The 18,320-nt window shown below is 48.1% G+C and carries 17 protein-coding genes; 9 read left to right on the top strand and 8 right to left on the bottom strand.

From position 1 onward, the window contains the following. Positions 1 to 6: 6 nt before the first annotated feature. The 3 genes from rbfA to NDA06_RS02625 all read left to right on the top strand — a co-directional run bounded on the left by rbfA (position 7) and on the right by NDA06_RS02625 (position 2,622). Entirely contained in the window at positions 7 to 408 is a 402-nt protein-coding gene (gene rbfA / locus NDA06_RS02615; RefSeq protein ID WP_190414734.1) for a 30S ribosome-binding factor RbfA, read from the top strand. 5 nt (positions 409 to 413) lie between these two features. Then, entirely contained in the window at positions 414 to 2,084 is a 1,671-nt protein-coding gene (locus NDA06_RS02620; protein WP_190686335.1) for a glycoside hydrolase family 3 N-terminal domain-containing protein, read from the top strand. A 295-nt stretch (positions 2,085 to 2,379) separates the two neighbouring features. Then, the gene (locus NDA06_RS02625) at positions 2,380 to 2,622 is read left to right on the top strand and encodes a DUF4327 family protein (protein ID WP_190437435.1); all 243 of its coding nucleotides are present in this window, start codon (positions 2,380 to 2,382) and stop codon (positions 2,620 to 2,622) included. 421 nt (positions 2,623 to 3,043) lie between these two features. On the opposite strand, the gene NDA06_RS02630 is transcribed toward NDA06_RS02625, so the two are convergent. From NDA06_RS02630 to NDA06_RS02640, 3 genes are all read right to left on the bottom strand, one after another. Further along, positions 3,044 to 3,436 carry a hypothetical protein gene (locus tag NDA06_RS02630; RefSeq protein ID WP_190429804.1) on the bottom strand — a complete coding sequence of 131 codons (393 nt, stop codon included), beginning with the start codon at positions 3,434 to 3,436 and terminating at the stop codon, positions 3,044 to 3,046. A 39-nt stretch (positions 3,437 to 3,475) separates the two neighbouring features. Then, positions 3,476 to 3,598, bottom strand: a complete 123-nt coding sequence (locus NDA06_RS02635) for a hypothetical protein (protein WP_277878273.1) — start codon at positions 3,596 to 3,598, stop codon at positions 3,476 to 3,478. 85 nt (positions 3,599 to 3,683) lie between these two features. Further along, complete coding sequence (locus tag NDA06_RS02640; protein ID WP_190414730.1) at positions 3,684 to 4,025, bottom strand: hypothetical protein; 342 nt, start codon at positions 4,023 to 4,025, stop codon at positions 3,684 to 3,686. A 145-nt stretch (positions 4,026 to 4,170) separates the two neighbouring features. Here NDA06_RS02640 and NDA06_RS02645 point away from each other — a divergent pair, with 145 nt between their 5' ends. Then, positions 4,171 to 5,103: a cation diffusion facilitator family transporter gene (locus NDA06_RS02645; protein ID WP_190437619.1), complete on the top strand. Its 933-nt coding sequence runs from the start codon at positions 4,171 to 4,173 to the stop codon at positions 5,101 to 5,103. Positions 5,104 to 5,303: 200 nt separating this feature from the next. Here the strand turns inward: NDA06_RS02645 and guaA are convergent, their stop codons facing one another. Both guaA and cbiD read right to left on the bottom strand, forming a co-directional pair. Further along, positions 5,304 to 6,851, bottom strand: a complete 1,548-nt coding sequence (gene guaA / locus NDA06_RS02650; RefSeq protein WP_199292247.1) for a glutamine-hydrolyzing GMP synthase — start codon at positions 6,849 to 6,851, stop codon at positions 5,304 to 5,306. A gap of 238 nt (positions 6,852 to 7,089) precedes the next feature. Then, a complete protein-coding gene (cbiD, locus tag NDA06_RS02655) occupies positions 7,090 to 8,250 on the bottom strand; it encodes a cobalt-precorrin-5B (C(1))-methyltransferase CbiD (protein WP_190984861.1) in 1,161 nt (386 codons plus the stop codon). A gap of 136 nt (positions 8,251 to 8,386) precedes the next feature. Here cbiD and NDA06_RS02660 point away from each other — a divergent pair, with 136 nt between their 5' ends. From NDA06_RS02660 to NDA06_RS02670, 3 genes are all read left to right on the top strand, one after another. Then, a complete protein-coding gene (locus NDA06_RS02660) occupies positions 8,387 to 8,707 on the top strand; it encodes a hypothetical protein (RefSeq protein ID WP_190984862.1) in 321 nt (106 codons plus the stop codon). 498 nt (positions 8,708 to 9,205) lie between these two features. Next, the gene (locus NDA06_RS02665; RefSeq protein ID WP_242047367.1) at positions 9,206 to 10,702 is read left to right on the top strand and encodes a DUF4157 domain-containing protein; all 1,497 of its coding nucleotides are present in this window, start codon (positions 9,206 to 9,208) and stop codon (positions 10,700 to 10,702) included. A gap of 94 nt (positions 10,703 to 10,796) precedes the next feature. After that, a complete protein-coding gene (locus NDA06_RS02670; protein WP_190414726.1) occupies positions 10,797 to 11,018 on the top strand; it encodes a hypothetical protein in 222 nt (73 codons plus the stop codon). Positions 11,019 to 11,115: 97 nt separating this feature from the next. Here the strand turns inward: NDA06_RS02670 and NDA06_RS02675 are convergent, their stop codons facing one another. Further along, on the bottom strand, positions 11,116 to 12,342 hold the full coding sequence (locus NDA06_RS02675) for a pentapeptide repeat-containing protein (protein ID WP_190984863.1): 1,227 nt from the start codon (positions 12,340 to 12,342) through the stop codon (positions 11,116 to 11,118). An 809-nt stretch (positions 12,343 to 13,151) separates the two neighbouring features. Further along, the gene (locus tag NDA06_RS02680) at positions 13,152 to 14,366 is read right to left on the bottom strand and encodes a pentapeptide repeat-containing protein (protein WP_190984864.1); all 1,215 of its coding nucleotides are present in this window, start codon (positions 14,364 to 14,366) and stop codon (positions 13,152 to 13,154) included. A 793-nt stretch (positions 14,367 to 15,159) separates the two neighbouring features. Here NDA06_RS02680 and NDA06_RS02685 point away from each other — a divergent pair. After that, positions 15,160 to 16,587 carry an MFS transporter gene (locus tag NDA06_RS02685; RefSeq protein ID WP_347277004.1) on the top strand — a complete coding sequence of 476 codons (1,428 nt, stop codon included), beginning with the start codon at positions 15,160 to 15,162 and terminating at the stop codon, positions 16,585 to 16,587. Positions 16,588 to 16,631: 44 nt separating this feature from the next. Further along, a complete protein-coding gene (gene moaA / locus NDA06_RS02690) occupies positions 16,632 to 17,618 on the top strand; it encodes a GTP 3',8-cyclase MoaA (protein WP_190984866.1) in 987 nt (328 codons plus the stop codon). A gap of 61 nt (positions 17,619 to 17,679) precedes the next feature. Here the strand turns inward: moaA and rpsD are convergent, their stop codons facing one another. Continuing rightward, a complete protein-coding gene (gene rpsD, locus NDA06_RS02695) occupies positions 17,680 to 18,288 on the bottom strand; it encodes a 30S ribosomal protein S4 (protein ID WP_190414721.1) in 609 nt (202 codons plus the stop codon). Positions 18,289 to 18,320: the final 32 nt, after the last annotated feature.

Genomic DNA, 18,320 nt, shown 5'->3' on the forward strand with positions numbered 1-18,320 from the left:
ATGATTATGGCTACAAGTCGCCGCGTTTCTCGCGTTGCCGCATTGATTAAACGCGAAATCAGCCAAATGCTGCTAACCGAAATCAAAGATGATCGCGTGGGTGCTGGCATGGTCAGCGTCACCGATGTGGATGTGTCAGGCGACCTACAACACGCTAAAATCTTCGTCAGCATCTATGGCACCGAGGAAGCAAAGGTAGAAACGATGGCTGGGTTAAGAGCAGCAACTGGCTTTGTCCGCAGCGAACTCGGTCAACGGTTGCGACTGCGTCGGACACCAGAGTTACTGTTTCAGGAAGATCGTTCTCTGGAAAGAGGCGATCGCATTTTGTCTTTGTTGAATCAGCTTAATCAAGACCGTCCGGCTGCGAGAGTGGAAGAAGAAGACATCGTTGAGGCAGAAGATTGAAATCTGTGGCATTGCTGCCGGAGTGGGAATCGCTCTCTCTAGCAGAACAGGTAGCGCAAATGGTCGTGGTACGGGCGTCAGGCTACCTGTTCGACCACCAAATTCAGTATCCAGATTGGGAACCCCCGGCGGCAGTTCTGCAACACTGGGTGCAGGATTTGGGCGTCGGGGGGGTCATTTTGTTGGGAGGCAGTGCTGGAGAATTAGCACTGCGATCGCAACAACTCCAAGACTGGGCAAAAACCCCCTTGCTGATCGCGGCTGATATTGAAGAAGGCGTCGGACAACGCTTTTCTGGGGCAACTTGGTTTCCGCCACCGATGGCAATCGGGGCAGTATTCCGGAAAGATGCCTCTCTTGCCTTGAAATACGCCGAACAAATGGGAGGCATCATCGCCTCGGAAGCACTCGCGATTGGCATCAACTGGGTGCTTGCGCCGGTTGTGGATGTGAATAACAATCCTAATAATCCAGTGATTAACGTCCGGGCGTTTGGCGAAAACCCAGAGGAAGTGACTCAACTAGCGTCTGCTTTCATCCGGGGGGCGAAAGCTTATCCGGTGTTAACGACTGCTAAGCATTTTCCCGGACATGGCGATACGGCGGTGGATTCCCATCTAGATTTGCCCGTCTTGCCCCATTCCCCGGCACGACTGGCTGAGATTGAGTTACTGCCGTTTCAAGAAGCAATCGGTACGGGTACAGCCTCCGGTGTAGATGCCGTAATGAGTGCCCATCTCCTGATCCCGGCTTGGGATGCCGAACGCCCTGCCACCCTTTCCCAACCGATTTTGACTCAACTGCTACGGCAACAGCTGGGATTTGAAGGATTAATTGTTACCGATGCATTGGTGATGGGAGCGATCGCCAACCGCTATGGAGCAAATGAAGCTCCAGTCTTAGCTGTCGAAGCCGGTGCAGATATTTTGCTGATGCCAGTCGATCCTGCGGGTGCTATCCAAGCGGTGTGCGACGCGGTAGCACAGGGACGCATTTCAGAGGCGCGAATTCGTGCGTCTGTTGAGCGTATCTGGACAGCCAAGCGCCGAGTCCAACAAGGCACAGCACAGCCGCCTGTAGAGGCAAGGGCGATCGCGCCTGAAGTCCAACCAGCGCCTTCACCATTCCCTCCCCATCTCCTCCAACTAGCTCAACCACACGCCCTCGCCACATCTGCCAACATCGTGCGAGAGGCGCTCGTCGTTCATGGCGAAATTCCTTTACTTCCCAGTCAGGGCAACTTACGCAACTTAATCGTGGTGGATGACACCCTGAATTGTGATTTTCTCGATAAACAAGCACCGGCTGTGGCTCTGCCCAAACAGCACGGCTATCAACTCCAACTACTCGATCCCCACACCACCTTAATTCCTGGCTGGGTATTTTATCATAAATCGGGTTTAAATGCCCAACCAACCCTACTCCAGCTGTTCATCCGTGGGAATCCTTTCCGAGGCAGTGCTGGCTTGACACCGTTGGCTCAGGACTTGTTTAAAAAACTCTTAGGAAATGCCGAACTCCAAGCGCTAGTGATTTACGGCAGTCCTTATCTTCTGGAACAGTTTCTTCCACACCTGCCCCCGCATATCCCTTGTGTGTTTTCTTACGGGCAGATGCCAGCAGCTCAGGCGATCGCCCTTGAAGTTTTGTTCGGTGCCCCAGCTCTAAGCATTTAGCAACTATGCAGCACATTGATTAATTTTGTTAATCAATGTCATAACCGTTATCACCGATTATTTACGGTGTCTTCAATTTGAAAATACAGGCTTAATTATAACTAGATCCGTTCTTCGACAATTTCATCAGCATAAGGATATATTTTTATGTCAAAGTTCCCTGACTTTTGGAATCCTTATTAAACGAATAAATTCATTTGTAACTTGATATACTGTTCAAAAATTATTTCCGCGCTAAGCAGTATTGGATTATATTAAGTTATAGTCGTAGCTCGTTAGTTTCGAGGCTGAGACCATGACTGCTGATATAATGCCGCCTAAATCATCTGTGCAATACTCCATCGACGTTCTTCAAGAAGAAGCCCGTCAATTGGTGGAGAAAGGAATTGTGACTCGTCAGCAACCCATCTACGTTCTGTGCCAGTACATCCCTGCACGGGAGTGGGTTTGTGTTGAGTGTGAATTAGAAAGATGCAATATCTTACTCCGCGATCGCATCGGCGATCTGATGGGGCAAGAACAATGGGAGAACGATTGATATTTTTTTACCTTTAAGACAATCCTAAATTTCCACTGGAAACAGTGAAACTCAGGACAAGCTTGATTCCACGCTTGTCTCAACTTAAGGAAAGACTGCTTTTATTCTTTCACCTGTTGATTCTTAATTAGCCTGGTTTGGAGAATATTCTGATTCTTTCTAGTGCGAATAATTAAGTTCGCTTGTTAGACCTATCCAAAAAGTGAAGATGCCATTCTGAGCAAAACGTAGTGGAGCGTTGGCGTAACGTTGCGATCAACAATCGCGCTGCGATCGCGCAATTCTCTTTGCAGGATCTCTGCTCAAACCGAGATGCGTGACAACACTTCAACTCCTTCGTTTTGCTCAGCACAAACTTTCAGATAGGCTACTAGGAGCAAGCCTAATAAATGCTTTGATAAAGCTGCTAGCAATCCCCGACCTAAATCCCTGAGTTGGGGTCGCGCAGCTTTTCTAACTCAGTTCGCATTGCAGCAATTTGTGCAGTTAGCTCCTCTAGCTCCAATTGCATATCTGGCTGGGCAACCGTTGTCACCGGCGTTGTCGCAGGGCGGCTCGGAGTTCCAGAAGATTGTGTGCTAGCTGCATCATTGGCTTGCGCCATTAGAGAATTCAGGAAAGTGCGGGCTTCAAGCTCCGTAATCTCTCCTTTTTCTGCTAGTTGTTGAACCACCAGATTGACGTCTGACTTCAGCAGCTCAAGATTTTGCTCTCGCTTTTGAGTGTCTTGTACGCTCTCAACTAGAGAAGCGGTTGCACCCAAAGTAACGCGAAATCCTTTTTGTACTAACTCCAGCAGATTATTAGAGTTCATTAGATAAATCAGTCAGATTGAATGAAGGTTAGACAGCCCTTAGCGATCGCTTTCGATAAATAACCGCTCGGCACCACTCACTTTTAAGTTTCTAGCTTTCGGCTTTCCGCCAAGCGAGTAAACAAACGCAGGATCTGGCGTCTTAATGCTACCATTTAGCACACACAAAGGGACATTTTGCAGACTTCTTAGGGTAGTAGCATCCGTCCTAAGAAAGAATCTAAAGCAACCATTTGCCCGCCCAGTTTTAGCCCATCTGTTCTAAATACTGATTAACATCCTCAATTAAGCGAGTGAGTTCTGCCTCCGTAGTCAGGCGAATGCGGTCATCTCGGAGGGAGATCAAAACTTTAGCGGCAAAGGGAGTCGGCCAGATATTAGGATTGCAGAAAATCTCTAGAAAGACATCCCCCGTGTATCGATATTCCATTGGTTTTTGGGGATTGGTTTTGCCGCCGCCACCTGCAATGACTTTGAGACTCTGCATCAACTGAGCGATCGCGCCTTGTAAATCTTGGGCTGCCTGGGGCGTAAAGCTGAAGGAAACAGAACCTTCAACCAAGTTGAGGATGAGTTTTGAAGAAGACATGAGCAATCAAGAGTTTTGAATTGTGAATCAACTTATCACTCATAACTTAGAACAGACAGCATTTACAAGAGGATAGATGCAAGGTGAAGCCACAAGCTTTAGACTGAATGCCATAGAACTCTAAATGGCGAGTGAGGAAAATTCTGTGGTAGCAGATAACCGCTCGGCAGTGCGTAAGGTTTTAATCATTACCCTACTGCTCAACCTGTTCGTAATGACGTTGAAGGCAGTGCTGGGGTCGTGGACGGGTTCTCTCAGCTTGCTAGCGGATGCCTTGCATAGCGTTACCGATAGCGCCAACAACATTTTGGGATTAATTGCCAGCCGATTTTCTTCACCTCAACCCGATCGGGATCATCCTTACGGACACCAGAAATTTGAAGGTGTGGGAGCGTTAGGAATTGCCGCCTTCTTAGGAATTGCCTGCTTTGAAATTCTGCAAGGGGCAATTGAACGAATTCTCAGCGGTGGTGGTAAACCCGTCATCATTTCCCCCTCTGAGCTGTGGTTACTGCTGATTGTGCTGGGCGTGAATATTTTTGTCACGTTCTACGAACGCCATGTTGGGCAGCAGGTAGGCAGCCCCATTTTGATTGCAGATGCCCAGCACACCATGAGCGATGTCTGGGTGACAATTGCTGTTTTGGGTGGGTTGATTGGCGTCTGGCAAGGACAGGTATTGAATCTGCCGCAACTTCAGTGGTTGGATATTATTCTCTCCTTTCCCGTTGCCTTGTTAGTGTTTCGCAGTGGTTGGAACGTGATTAAAGATAATTTGCCCTGGCTAGTCGATGAGATGGCGATCGCGCCCGAAGCCATTCATGGGATCGTCATCCAAGTTCCAGGAGTGATTAATTGTCACGAAATTGCTTCTAGAGGCGTTGTTGGGCGTCAGGTATTCATCGAAATGCACTTGATTGTAGACGTCACCGATGTAGAAACTGCCCACCAAATTACAGAAGAAGTCGAGAACCGCCTAAAAGAAAGATTTAGCCCCGTCCGAATTTTGATTCACATCGAGCCACCTGCTTACCAATCCGATCAAATTACCTACGAAGCAGAATCAAAATCTAGGTAGTTTTCCACAGATGAGGGGGCTTTTCCACAGAATTTTACGAGTTTTCCACAAAAGTTAAAGAAAACATAATTTATTTCAAAATCCAGTTGAACCGCTCTTTCAAGCCAAAAAGAGACAGAGCTTTCACTCCGTCTCTTAAACTTTGCGTACCTTGGCGCTAACCTTTGGGTACCTTTGCGTTAAAAATTCTTACTACTTTATTATTCCCACTCGATAGTTCCAGGTGGCTTAGAAGTAATATCGTAAACCACTCGATTCACACCCCGAACTTCATTCACAATTCGGGTGGAAATCGTTTCCAACAAATCGTAGGGAACACGCGCCCAGTCTGCCGTCATGCCATCTTCGCTAGAAACAAAGCGCAAGACAATCGGGTAAGCGTAGGTGCGCTGATCGCCCATTACGCCTACGCTGCGGATCGGCAGCAACACGGCAAAAGCTTGCCAGAAGTCGTGGTACATCCCCTGGCGATTAATTTCCTGACGAACAATTAAGTCAGCATCCCGCAGGATATTTAACCGTTCTGCCGTCACTTCGCCTAAAATGCGAATCGCCAGTCCGGGGCCTGGGAAGGGTTGCCGCTGTACAATTTCTTCTGGCAATCCAATCGAGCGACCGACTTTTCGCACTTCATCTTTGAACAATTTTCGTAAAGGTTCGATCAACTTGAAGCGCAAATCTTTGGGCAAGCCGCCGACGTTGTGATGACTCTTAATTTTCACTGCCACCCGTTCGCCACTTTTGGGATCGACGTTCGTGTCGGCTGATTCAATCACGTCGGGGTAGAGAGTACCTTGGGCAAGGTAGTCAAAGGGGCCAAGGCGTCGAGATTCTTCTTCAAATACGCGGATAAATTCGTGCCCGATGCGGCGACGCTTTTCTTCAGGATCGCTAATTCCTTCAATTTGATTGAGGAAGCGATCGCGTGCTTGCACATACTCGACAGAAATGTGAAATTGCTCGTGGAACAGCTTCACCAACCGTTCTGGTTCATACTTACGCATGAAGCCTTGGTCGATAAATACGCACGTCAGTTGGTCGCCAATTGCCTTGTGCAGCAAAAAGGCAAGCGTAGAAGAATCAACGCCGCCAGACAGTGCTAACAACACCCGCTTATCGCCGACTTTTGCCCGAATCTCTCGAATCGACTCCTCAACAAACGCTGCTGTTGTCCAGGTCGGTTCGCAGTCGCAGATGTGATAGACAAAGTTACGGATTAAGGCAATTCCCCCAATCGAATGGACGACTTCGGGGTGGAACTGAACTCCGTAGAGCTTTTTCTCGTGATGAGCGATCGCTGCGGCTGGCGTATTTATCGTGTGTGCCAGCACTTCAAACCCCGATGGCATCTTGGTTACAGAGTCCCCGTGGCTCATCCACATGGTCGTGCCATCTTCCACATTGGTGAGCAAATCTGTGGGATCGTCAATCAATAGCGACGCCTTGCCATACTCACCCCGGTCAGCTTTGGTGACTTCCCCACCTAATTGCTGCACCATTATCTGCATCCCGTAACAGACTCCCAGGACGGGAATCCCCAGGTTCCATATTTCCGGATCGCAATGGGGGGCACCCGTATCATACACTGAACTTGGGCCACCAGAGAAGATAATCCCCTTGGGATTTAGCTGTCGTAGCTGTTCGGCAGTGGTGCGATAGGAAAGAACTTCCGAGTAAACTTGTGTTTCCCGAATCCGACGGGCAATCAGTTCAGAATACTGAGAGCCGAAGTCAAGAATCACAATCATTTGGCGATTTAGTTGCCCCAAATACTCGATTTGAGGCGGTGTTTCAGTCTGGAGAGTCACCGGCTTATCCTGAGTAGGTAGAGTACAGATGTACAGATAGTCTTTAATGGATTAAAAACTGGCTAATTGTTTATTGCTATTAGCCAGTCTTCCATGATTCGATTACGCCACTGACAATAGCGGCAGATAAAAAACTTCTTTATTGCTATTTATTAAGTTGATGTGTATTCATATAAAACTAACACACTTGATACAGTAACGAGGTACCTGTTTTACTTTTAACGATAATTTGGCGATCGCGGTCAAACAGGACGGAACCGACCGTAACGAGTTGTTCGCTGTGAGTACGGATGTAATCGTGCGATCGCTTGTCAATGCTTTGAGCGATCGCGCCATAAACTTGCCCCACCCAATCGCTACTACCTGCTGCATCCAATTGGCGCAGGTATTTCAAGGCGTCTTCAGCAGTGGCGCTCTTCAAAACTGCCTGCAATACCGGCGTTGGTAAACCGAGATTCGCACAATGAGCGGTCAAAATTTCCTGACGTCCATCTGCCAAGTGATGATGGGTGTGAAAAATCCCACCCGCAAGTTTCATCAATTTTCCGTGGTAGCCAAATAATAAAATATTCTTGACTTTTTGCACTCCTGATGATGCTAGCAATGGTCCCAGCCAATTCGCTGTCTTAATCATTCTTTCTGGATTGATTCCCAACCCCTGGGCTAAATCTAAGCCATTTTCCCCGATACAAAACACCAAACAATCAAAACAGTTAGCCTTCTGTTGCAGTTCCTCGCGGAAAGCCTCCAGTTGTCCGGGGGCACTCAGCGGTTGGGAAATGCCGCTTGTTCCGAGTAAGGAGAGTCCTTCCACAACCCCAAAGGCTTCATTTGAGGTGCGTTGAGCGAGTTTACGCCCTTCTGGCAAAATAATCGTCACCTGGATTTTCTCGTCAGGTTCCAGCATCCGCTCCAAATTCTCTCGGATCAGCCGCTGAGCATAACGATAAATAGCAGGTTGATCGTCAGCACTCACCAAACGCCCGATCCCTTCACCGCCTTTGATCCAGACTGAGGGCTGAGGATCTAAAAACTCTTTTTGTTCATTATTAATTTTTAATCCTTGATTTTTAATTTCTACCAGCGCCCAGACTGGCGTGTTGCGGGTAAGGTCAAGGTTATCGCCAGGATCGCTACGAGCGATCGCTAACGCCATCCCTTCACCGATACCGGCAACCTGCTCAATCGGAATCAACACCGTTTCGGCGGGTTCAATTAAATCCACTGGCACGGCGTCCAACGGTGACGCTCCTTGCCGCAACCAGCGCAAGGCGGCAACAGCAGCAGCACAGGCAAACACGGGCAATGTATATCCAGAACGGGGTTGGGGACAGATCATTGTTTAATAGCGATCGCAAACACTGACAAGCGTGACATTTGACATCAGAACCTTCGGGATTTTATTGGAATGTGTTTGTAGATAGGTTGTGTTCTTTGATTGACGACACGTTTTAGAAAATCCCATGAAAGCCATTATGAACTCAGTCACCAAGCCCCGCGCTCAAGTTAGCTGCCAGGAAATTCGCCCTAGCACAGTGGTGCTAAGACCCAGCGGTTGTCTAGATAGTGTTACCAGCCCCGCTTTCAGCAAGTCTCTAGAGCAAGCCTTGGAGTTGGCAACTGACACTGTTGTAGTGGATCTGCTGTCAGTTAACGCCGTGAAAAGGGACGGAGTCAAGTGCTTACTAGCTGGAATGAAGCGAGCCGTAGCACTAGGCAAGAATCTTTCGATTGAATTTCTGGATGTGGCGACGCAAACCGTTCTGGAATCGGCTCAGAACAACTTTGCGTTATAGCCGTTGTCAATGAGCGTTCAGTACATCGGGAGGTTAACACAGAGCTAGCTGTGTTAACCTCCCGATGTATTAAATACAAGTGAGAACCGCTCAATCATCCCAGTTGTGAGCCAAGATAGAGACTCATATTTTTTTGGAGCGGACAAAGTTAACGCCTCACCTTACTGCTTTGTCCGGTTCAGGAGTCACTTCATCAGTACACGTGAATTCAGCAATGGCAGTCTTTTCAGAATCCATTCGCTTGTTATTGGTCATTAAAGCGATCGCCTTAACGAATTGACTAGGAAAAACGGTTCTCAACTCAACATTTGGGTGGTATAGATTTCTTCTCCAACAGTCGATTTATTACATTGTGTTGCTATATCTAACTCTTCGAAATTAGAAAACCCGTAAATATACTCTACTGCTCCCGTGAGTTCTCGCTTAGGTTCTATCTATGAGCCTGATGGCTCTCAATTATTCCTTAACTGAACTAAATAGAAGAAGTTATTTGTGACTATGGCAACGCGATCGCACGACCCCCAAAAAGCTCCGCAAAATTCTACTTTCGTACCAGTTAACAGCCAGTTTCAGCCGCGCCCTTTCCCGGTTCAGGAGAAACCCCAAACTCACGAAACACCAGACCTACAGGCACAGATGGAAAGTGCCCAGCGCTTTGGTCACAATTTCGCAAATATCTCTATATCTGCTCCTAACAGCTCAGCACCGCCACCGATTCAACCGAAACTCACGATTGGAGAGCCAGGAGATAAATACGAACAGGAAGCAGACAAGACAGCAGCAGAAGTGGTGCAGCGGCTTCATGCACCGATGCCGAGTTATGGAAGGGATCTTAGCCAGCCCGAAAGTCAGTTGGCTCAAACCATAAAAGCTGGCATGGTGCAAAACTCCAACTCGATTCATCAACAGGGAATCCCAAATCATCAAAACAAATTGATGAGAATGTTGGATGTACCCACCCTCCAACGCGAGGTGATGGCAGAAGAGGAAGAAGAAAAAGAACTCCAGATGAAGCCGATGATACAGTGTCAGTCTAGTGAGGATGGGAAACCCGCCTCACCGGATCTTGAAGCAAGCATCCAACAGGCACGAGGAAGCGGACAGCCACTGGCGCAGAGTATTCGCGAACCGATGGAGCAGGCGTTTGGGGCTGACTTCAGCGGGGTGAAGATTCATACGGATGCTCAATCTAACCAGTTGAATCGCTCAATCCAGGCAAAGGCATTTACAACAGGGCAAGATATTTTCTTCCGGGAGGGAGCGTATGAACCGGGAAGCCGGGGTGGGCAAGAGTTGATCGCCCATGAACTTACTCACGTTGTTCAGCAGAATGGCAGTGCAGTGCAGCGATCGCTGCAACCGCAGCAAAAGTCCGTTATTCAGCGCCAAGGCGATCAAAGTCCTGCACAGTCAACAGCAGGATTTAGTGGAGATGTGGCAGGAGATTTAGACAAACTCTACAAACAAGCAGAAGAAGCTCAACCGGAACTGTACGAAAAAGTCACTCAAATTGCCAGTGAGACTTCTGGGGTGGCAAAGCTACCTCAAGCCTTAAAAGGGCGAGAACGAGCAATGGAGAAAACAATGGCTGATTACAAGGGGGATGTTTCTAAATTAGTAGATATTGCACGCGGTTCTATAGTTTACAAGTCATTTCCTGACTTAATGGGTGGGCTAGATGTCTGCAATCGAAATTTAACGCTGGTGCGAGAAAAGAATCGCTTTGCACAACCTACCCCAGCTGGCTATCGCGATATTCTTCTAAACGTTCAGCTATCAAATGGTCATATTGCGGAATTGCAACTCCATCTAACCCAAATTCTAGAGGTTAAGTCAGGTGCAGGGCATAAAATATACGAAGAGGTTCGGAAAATAGAGGCAGCAGCTCAAACAGCCGATCGGGCTTTAAGCTCAGAAGAAAAAGCAAAAATTGATCAGCTTAATGCAGAAGCAAAAGCACTTTACGATCAGGCTTTAGCGAACGCGGGTGGATGATTGACATTGACTGGATAACTCAAAGTAATGTCGGTATGCACTCAATAGAATCGGTACAAGCAGCGAATCAAGTTAACTAGCGGATCATCATATTATGGACTTACCACTCTACTGCATTGTAGGAGATCGACCCGTTAAGGCAATCGAGACCGAAGACGGGGGCATGGATGTTCTTGCCTATGAGTGGGATACTGGCGAGTTTAAGCGTGCAATGCAGTATCTTTCAAAGATTACTTTGGGAGACGGGGAAATAGATTATGTTTCTGAGCAAGAGTTTGAGCAGTATGTCGAAAAACTGCGTCAACAAGCATCATAGGCAGTAAAACCCCTGCAATCATCGTGCAGGGGTAAGGTATCAGGTAGAAGATAACGATCGATCAATGATTGTTATCGCAAGTTGCCACCGATCTCAATCAACCGCCTAATAAAGCCCTTGCCTTCGCTTCAGCAGGGACAATGACTTTGTTCTTAAAAGAGGCGATCGCTTCCTCAAAAGCGTTATACCAATATGTTTCCAACACCCAAGGATAGCGTTGGAAATCTTCAAACATCGCGTATTCTTTCTGGGCTGAAGTATGTAGCAATGGCTGCACCGGCACCGATTGCAGATTGGGAATAATGGCGTGCAATTCTTGAGGAATACTTCTAGGATCGGTGAGATCGGCAATGATGAACCGCGAAATTTGAGCCAGCGTCGAGATGGTTTCCGTCAGGTCTTTACTTGTCGATGTCTCGCAGTCTATAACCACCGGCAAATAGTTATATTTGCGAAGTGCATCCAAGATTGGCTTGCGCTCATGGGTGCAGCGACCCAGAACCAGTATGACTTTAGAAGAGATAGTGTTATTGAAATCGGGGATTTTTTGAGTGTTGAGCAGCCGACTGATAAACTCGGCAACTTCCAGATTGTCCACTGCGATCGCGGGTTCGCCAAAAGTAGTGATGACTAGGCTCAACTGCTTGGCTCCCTTCAGTTTTAATCCCAAAGTGGAAATCCCATAAATTGAACACTCCTCAAGGTTGGCTCCCTCTAGATTTGTCCGCACCACCTGAGCCTCACTCAAGTTTGCCCATCTCAGGTCTGTCTTGCGGAAGTCTGCCACGCTGACAACTGCTCGTCTCAGGTTTGCCCATCTCAGGTCTGCCCCACTGAAGTTGGCTTCACTGATTTCTGAATTGCTCAAGTTGCTTCCGCTCAGGACTGCCCCTTTTAAGTTGGTTTTGTTGAATTTTGCCTTGCTGAGATTGGCAGCACTTAGGAGTGCGCCATTGAGGTCTGTCCCATCTAGGAGTGCGCCGCTGAGGTCTGCCCATCTCAAGTCTGCCCCGCTGAGGTTGGCTCTGCTAAGGTTGGCTCCGCTCAGGTTAGCCGAGGTCAGATTAGCCCCGCTGAAGTTGACTAAGGAGAGGTCTGCCCCGCTGAGATTGGCTGTGCTGAGGTTGACTCGTTTAAGGTTAGCCATCTTTAGGTCTGGTCGGATTTGAGGATTCTGTTGTCTTTCCTCATTCCAGGCTTTCACTCCTTGTCTGAGCAGATCCAATTGTTGCTTATTTGTCCGATTTTTCAACCGGGTTTCAATTTCAATTCCTGTCGGGTTTGTTTTAAAATCTATGTTGTTTTTTACCATATAGCTTTCCATAAATCCTCTCTAAATTCACAAACATTCAGGACTTGAACTCAGATATCCAAACATACTTCAAGTGATTGCGACCAGCGACTTTACGCTTTTGCAGGCAGCTAATTTTTGTAATTTTGGATTTAACAAATTAAGTAACTACGTAATTACACGTAAATGGTTTAATTTGATGATCTATATCTTAAGGAATACGTCTTGAGTCTGACTACCATTAAGAGTACATATTTACACAATCTTTAAACAAGTAGTATATTTACTGAGCTTAAAGATAAAACTTGCCATAAATGTTACTAAGCATACAGACAGAAATAACATAATATGCATAACAACAAAAAAGGCTTTTGTTTTGAACTACGTGAGATTACGGGGGCACACCAGAAGAAGAGGGGAAAAGCGATCGCATTTAGCGATACTGCCAAGGGTTTTATTTAGGCTAAAAAGCATACTGTGATTGCTTTTTAGCCGCTCTTAGATAAGGTGAAAAACATTTGTCAGTTTAATCGCTTTGTTATCGGCTTCGCGATCGCTCATCCGCTCGGTACGCAATTCTAGAAAAACTACTCGGTAAAATTAAAACTCAGTTTCCGCCGAAGTAAGCAGAGCTTTGTCAAGAGCCTTGCCAGTTTTTTTCGACACGCGCCCGCAAATTCCGGAAAAACTTACCAGGTGTGCCATGCCAATAGAGACGGTAGTTTGTAGTTTTAGCTACGAACCCCGTTTCCGTAGTTACGGAAGACATTCTAAGCAAGATGGCGATTTCAGCAAACAATCAAATCAGCGTCAGCCATCGTAGAGGTAAGGGATTGGCATCCCTAACGTCCGCTCAGTAAATCATTCGCCTTTGCCTCAGCAGGGGCAATAATTTTTTCTTCTACAGAAGCGATCGCATCTTCAAGATTCTGATACTGGTAAATGGGTTGAGCGTAAGGATATTCCTGAAACTCCTTCAACACAGCTATCTCTTTGCTATCCACGCTATCCACTTGCACTAACGGTTGCACCGGCACCAAAGGGATACCCTGGAGAATTTTCAGTAATTCTTGGGGGATGCTGCTAGCGTCCGTGAAATCCACAATCATAAACTTCGCCATCCCAACTACGGTGGAGATTGCTTCTGCAAGTTCCGGCGTCGCTGCTTTTTCCAACTCCACCGACAAAGGCAAATAGTCATGTTGGCGAAGGGCATTGCGAAGCCCCTCCAGAAAATCTTTCCGCCCATCTGCTTTGAAACTGCCCAAGATCGGCACGATATTGGAGGCTATTGAGGGAAAAACCTCGCGGATTTTCTGGTGATTCAGCAACAAGTACATAAATGTCGCCACTTCCAGATTATCCAGTGCGATCGCTGGATAATCTGGCGGAGTAATCACCAAATTTGACTGGTTGGCTCCTTCCAACTTTAACCCCCAAGACGAAATCCCATAAACTAAACAACCCTCTAGGTTTGCATTCTCAAAGTTAGTCTTGAGCAACCTTGCCCCCATTAAGTTAGCCTCACCCAAATTCGTCCCGCGCAGATCGGCTCCTTGTAAATCCGCCCCAATTAGATTCGCTTTAAACAAATCCGCCTCGCGGAGGTTCGCCCCGATTAGATTGGCTCCCCGCATATCTACCTCTCTAAGGTTCGCCCCAACCAAATTCGCCCCAGACAAATCAGCTTTACCCAGGTAGACCCAGTGCATATCTGCACCTTCAAGGTTTACTCGGCTCAGGTTCGCCTCAAAGAGGTAGGCTTCGCTGAGATTAGCTTCAGTGATATCTGCCTCTGACAAGTCCGCTTTACTCAGGGATGCTCCCCTCAAATCCGCACCCCGAAGGTCTGTTCGATGCAGAGATGCCTGCATCAGATTGGCTCCACTCAGGTCAGCACTGCACAGAGACGCCCCCGCCAGGTTAACTCCACCCAAATCTTCCTGGCGTAAATCGGCTCCAATTAAATTTGGCGGGATTCCCGGACTCAATTTACGCCACTTATTCCAAGCTTCTACTCCTTGCTTGAGTAAAGCTCGCTGTTGCTTGTTTGCCATGCACTTCAGCTCCCCTCTCTTTTGGCAGATGCGATGATTTTTGGTTAGGCACCCCTAAAGGGTACCAACGATGTCTTGGCGGTTTAAATCGGTTCTCCTGCGCCCTGATATAGAGATGATACTGGTTACAAATTCTCAAAAGACTACTGAAATCGCCGTTTTCTGAAAGAAAAGGCTTTGGACAATGGCAGTTCGAGCAATTCATTAACCGGCTTGTAGATATTCACTGAGGTTTCTTGGGAACCCTAGAAGAGGCAGCGACTCTACTCTGACGAAGAGAACCGAGATTTCAAGTGCTGTTACTCGCCAGTCCGTCTTTGGGTAGAAAAAGTGGGAAAGGGATGTTTAAGGGAGAAAAGTTTGGCGCTCAATTTTTCCTCCACTCAGACAAATCTAACCCCTGAATCCTTCCTTACAAGGCCAGGGGAAACCACGAAATCAGCCTTTTCTAGGGGAAAGGTTAAGTGAAGATGTATTGGTTTTACGTCCACTGGTCTGATACACAATTGCTACCATTTATTAACTAGCGGCAGAGAGATTTAATTATTTTGAATGTTTGTTTCAAAGGATTGAGAAAGTTATCTGACTGCGGGAAGCTGCCCAACCTAGAATTCTCAGTCTATCCTTCTAAAACGTCCATCTTCGAGCCAAGACAGACAAGGCTGTCGTCCGTGCTGTCGGCAAGAGGGTTCTTTAATAGAGACAAAGTCAGTGGTTCCCGATTCCAGCCTATCTAAACCAGTCGAGGAGTTTACCGTTGCAAGTCCCAGCTGAAACCGTATCTCTTCCAGCTTTGGAGGTTTTAGAAACTCCCGCCGCTTCCCCGCTGGTAGTTTCTTCCAATTCACCTTCCAAACTTTCCAAACAGGTAATTCGGTCTAGCCTAAAAGCGTCTACTTGGGATGCTGTCTTTGCTGTCGTGTTTGGCGGCATTACCGGCGGCGTCCTGCTCAGTAATTTCTTACTCCAATTAGGTGCAAGCCCAATGGAGATTGGGATGTTGTCGTCCGTCCCCATGCTGGTGAATTTGCTGCAACCACTAGGAGCGTATCTGTCAGAACGAACCATCAGTCGCCACTGGTTTAATGTCTGGATCTACGGCCCGTCGCGGCTGCTGTGGCTAATTTTAGTGGCAGGAATTAGTTGGAGTTGCTGGCACCCAACGAATTCGCCCAACCTGGTCAGCTGGACATTAGCAATCGTCTTGGCAACCAATATCATTGGCAGCTTGGGCAGTGCTAACTGGCTCAGCTGGATGGCGGCGTTGGTTCCGGAACAGTTGCGGGGGCGATATTTTGGCTTTCGCAACAGTGCTATCAGCTTGACCACTCTGCTCTCTGTACCCCTGCTCGGTCTAGCCGTGTCGGTTTGGCCTGGCGGGCCGCTTCAGGGATACGGTGTGGTCTTGTTCTTGGGAGTCATCATTGGGTTAATTAGTTTGGGCTGTCAGTTTTTCATGGTGGATGTGAATCCCCAGACGCAGCACGGCACTGCTGACGAGGCAGGGGAAACTGAGCGTTGGGGAACTGCGATCGCTCTGCTCAAAAATGGCAATTTTGTCAGGTTTCTGCTTTACTTTAGCTTTTGGGCATTTGCGGTTAATATCTGCACTCCTTTCTTCGGTCTCTACCTGCTGGACAACCTGAATATCGATGTCAGCTGGGTAACGCTCTATAGCAGCTTAACGGCGGCGGCTACCTTGGTAATGATGGTGGTATGGGGGAAGCTGGCAGACCGAATTGGGAATCGTCCGCTTCTGGTATTTGTGGGGGTGTTGGCAGCACTGACACCTTTACTCTGGCTGGGGCTGGGAGCTGACCCAGTTTCGGTTTGGGTTTGGTTCCCGCTTTTACACCTGTTCATGGGTGGCACCTGGGCAGCGATTGACTTGTGTACCAACAATTTGCAAATGGCTGTGGCAGCAGGACGCCATCAATCTGCTTACTTTGCGATCGCTGCGGCGGTTGCGGGTGTCAGTGGCGCACTGGGAACGACTGTCGGGGGATTTCTGGCTGAGTTGGACAATTTCGGTGGCTTGCCAACCGTGTTTGCTCTGTCTGCTGTTTTACGACTTGTGGCTATCCTGCCTTTAGTCTTTGTCAAGGAGCATCGCAGTCATCCGATTCGGAAGGTTTGGCGATCGCTCATTTCGCCGAAACTACAACTTGTGCCGCTTCGGGCCCCAATTACTGTAGATCCACTGACAAATGGATCAGAATAAGGGTAGGGGTTAGGGGTTGGTGTTCTCATCAACCCCAAAAAAACATGAATCAGGTAGACTACCTTCGGATTAGCTTAATTGACCGCTGCAATTTCCGGTGTCAGTACTGTATGCCGGAGGGTGCTGAGCTTGACTACATTTTGCAGCAACAGCTGTTAACTGATGAAGAATTGCTCACCCTGATCGAAGAGGTATTTATCCCGGTAGGATTTACTCGATTTCGTCTAACTGGGGGCGAACCGCTACTGCGTCCGCGGGTGGTGGAGTTGGTGGAGGCGATCGCGTCCCTGCCGCAAACGCAAGACCTCTCCATGACTACCAACGGGTTTTTACTCGCCCCCATCGCGCAACAACTCTACGACGCCGGGTTGCGACGCCTGAATATCAGTCTGGATTCGCTCAATCCCGAAACTTTTGACAAAATTATCGGCAATCGCGGTCGTTCTCAGTGGCAGAAAGTTTGGGACGGAATTCAAGCCGCCCATCGCGTCGGGTTCGATCCCCTGAAGCTGAATGTGGTGGTCATCCCCGGTGTGAACGACCAAGAAGTTCTGGATCTGGCTGCTTTGACAATTGACCGGCAATGGCACGTCCGGTTTATTGAGTTTATGCCAATTGGCAACGATCAGTTATTTGTCGGAAATGGCTGGGTGGCATCCGCCGATTTGCGCCAACGCATCCGCGACATTTTTGGCTTGACAGAATCTTATGTTCGGGGCAACGGTCCCGCCGATGTCTTCCAGATTCCCGGAGCCAAAGGGACGCTAGGATTTATTAGTCAGATGTCCGAGTGTTTTTGCGATCGCTGTAACCGGATGCGTCTATCTGCGGATGGCTGGTTGCGTCCCTGTCTGCTGAATGAGACGGGTCAAATTGACCTAAAAACCGCCCTCCGCGCCGGTGTTAATACAGCCGAACTCCGCAATCAAGTGCAGCAATTGCTGTTAATGAAACCAGAGATTAACTATAAGCAGAGAGATGCTGGCACGACTGGTGCGTATAGCCGCACCATGTCGCAAATTGGGGGCTAAAAAATAATTTTGAGTTTTGAATGAGTCCTGAATTATTCAAAACTCAAAACTCAAAACTATCTTAAGCTTGGCGTGAGTAGTACTCAACCACCAGCAGTTCGTTGATTTGCAGCGCGATCCATTCGCGCTCAATCACGCCGTTGACTCTGCCAGTCATCTTGGTTTTGTCAAACTCTAGATGGCTGGGCATATTTGCCAAACCTGGATATTCCAGGTTCTGTTGCACTAACCGGCGAGATCCTTCCTTATCGCGGACACTGATGACCTCTCCCGGACGGCACTGATAGCTGGGAATATTCACCGCACGACCATTCACCAACACATGACCGTGATTGACTAGCTGACGCGCCCCAGGAATCGTGGGAGCCATCCCCATCCGGAAAACGGTGTTATCCAGACGCATTTCTAACAGTTGCAGCAGTGCTTGACCCGTGGAACCCGTGGCGCGACGTGCTTTCCGCACGTAACGCAGCAGCTGCTTTTCACTTAAGCCATAATTGAAGCGGAGTTTCTGCTTTTCCTCTAGTCGGACAGCATACTCTGAGCGCTTCTTCCGGGCTTGACCATGCTGTCCTGGTGGATATGCACGGCGGGCTGATTTGCGAGTTAAACCGGGCAGATCGCCCAAGCGACGCACAATTCTGAGGCGTGGGCCTCGATATCGGGACATATAGCTTCCTCTTGTGTACCCTTCAGACTTTA

The sequence above is a fragment of the Trichocoleus sp. ST-U1 genome, from assembly GCF_039961835.1.
Lineage (GTDB): Bacteria > Cyanobacteriota > Cyanobacteriia > Cyanobacteriales > FACHB-T130 > FACHB-T130.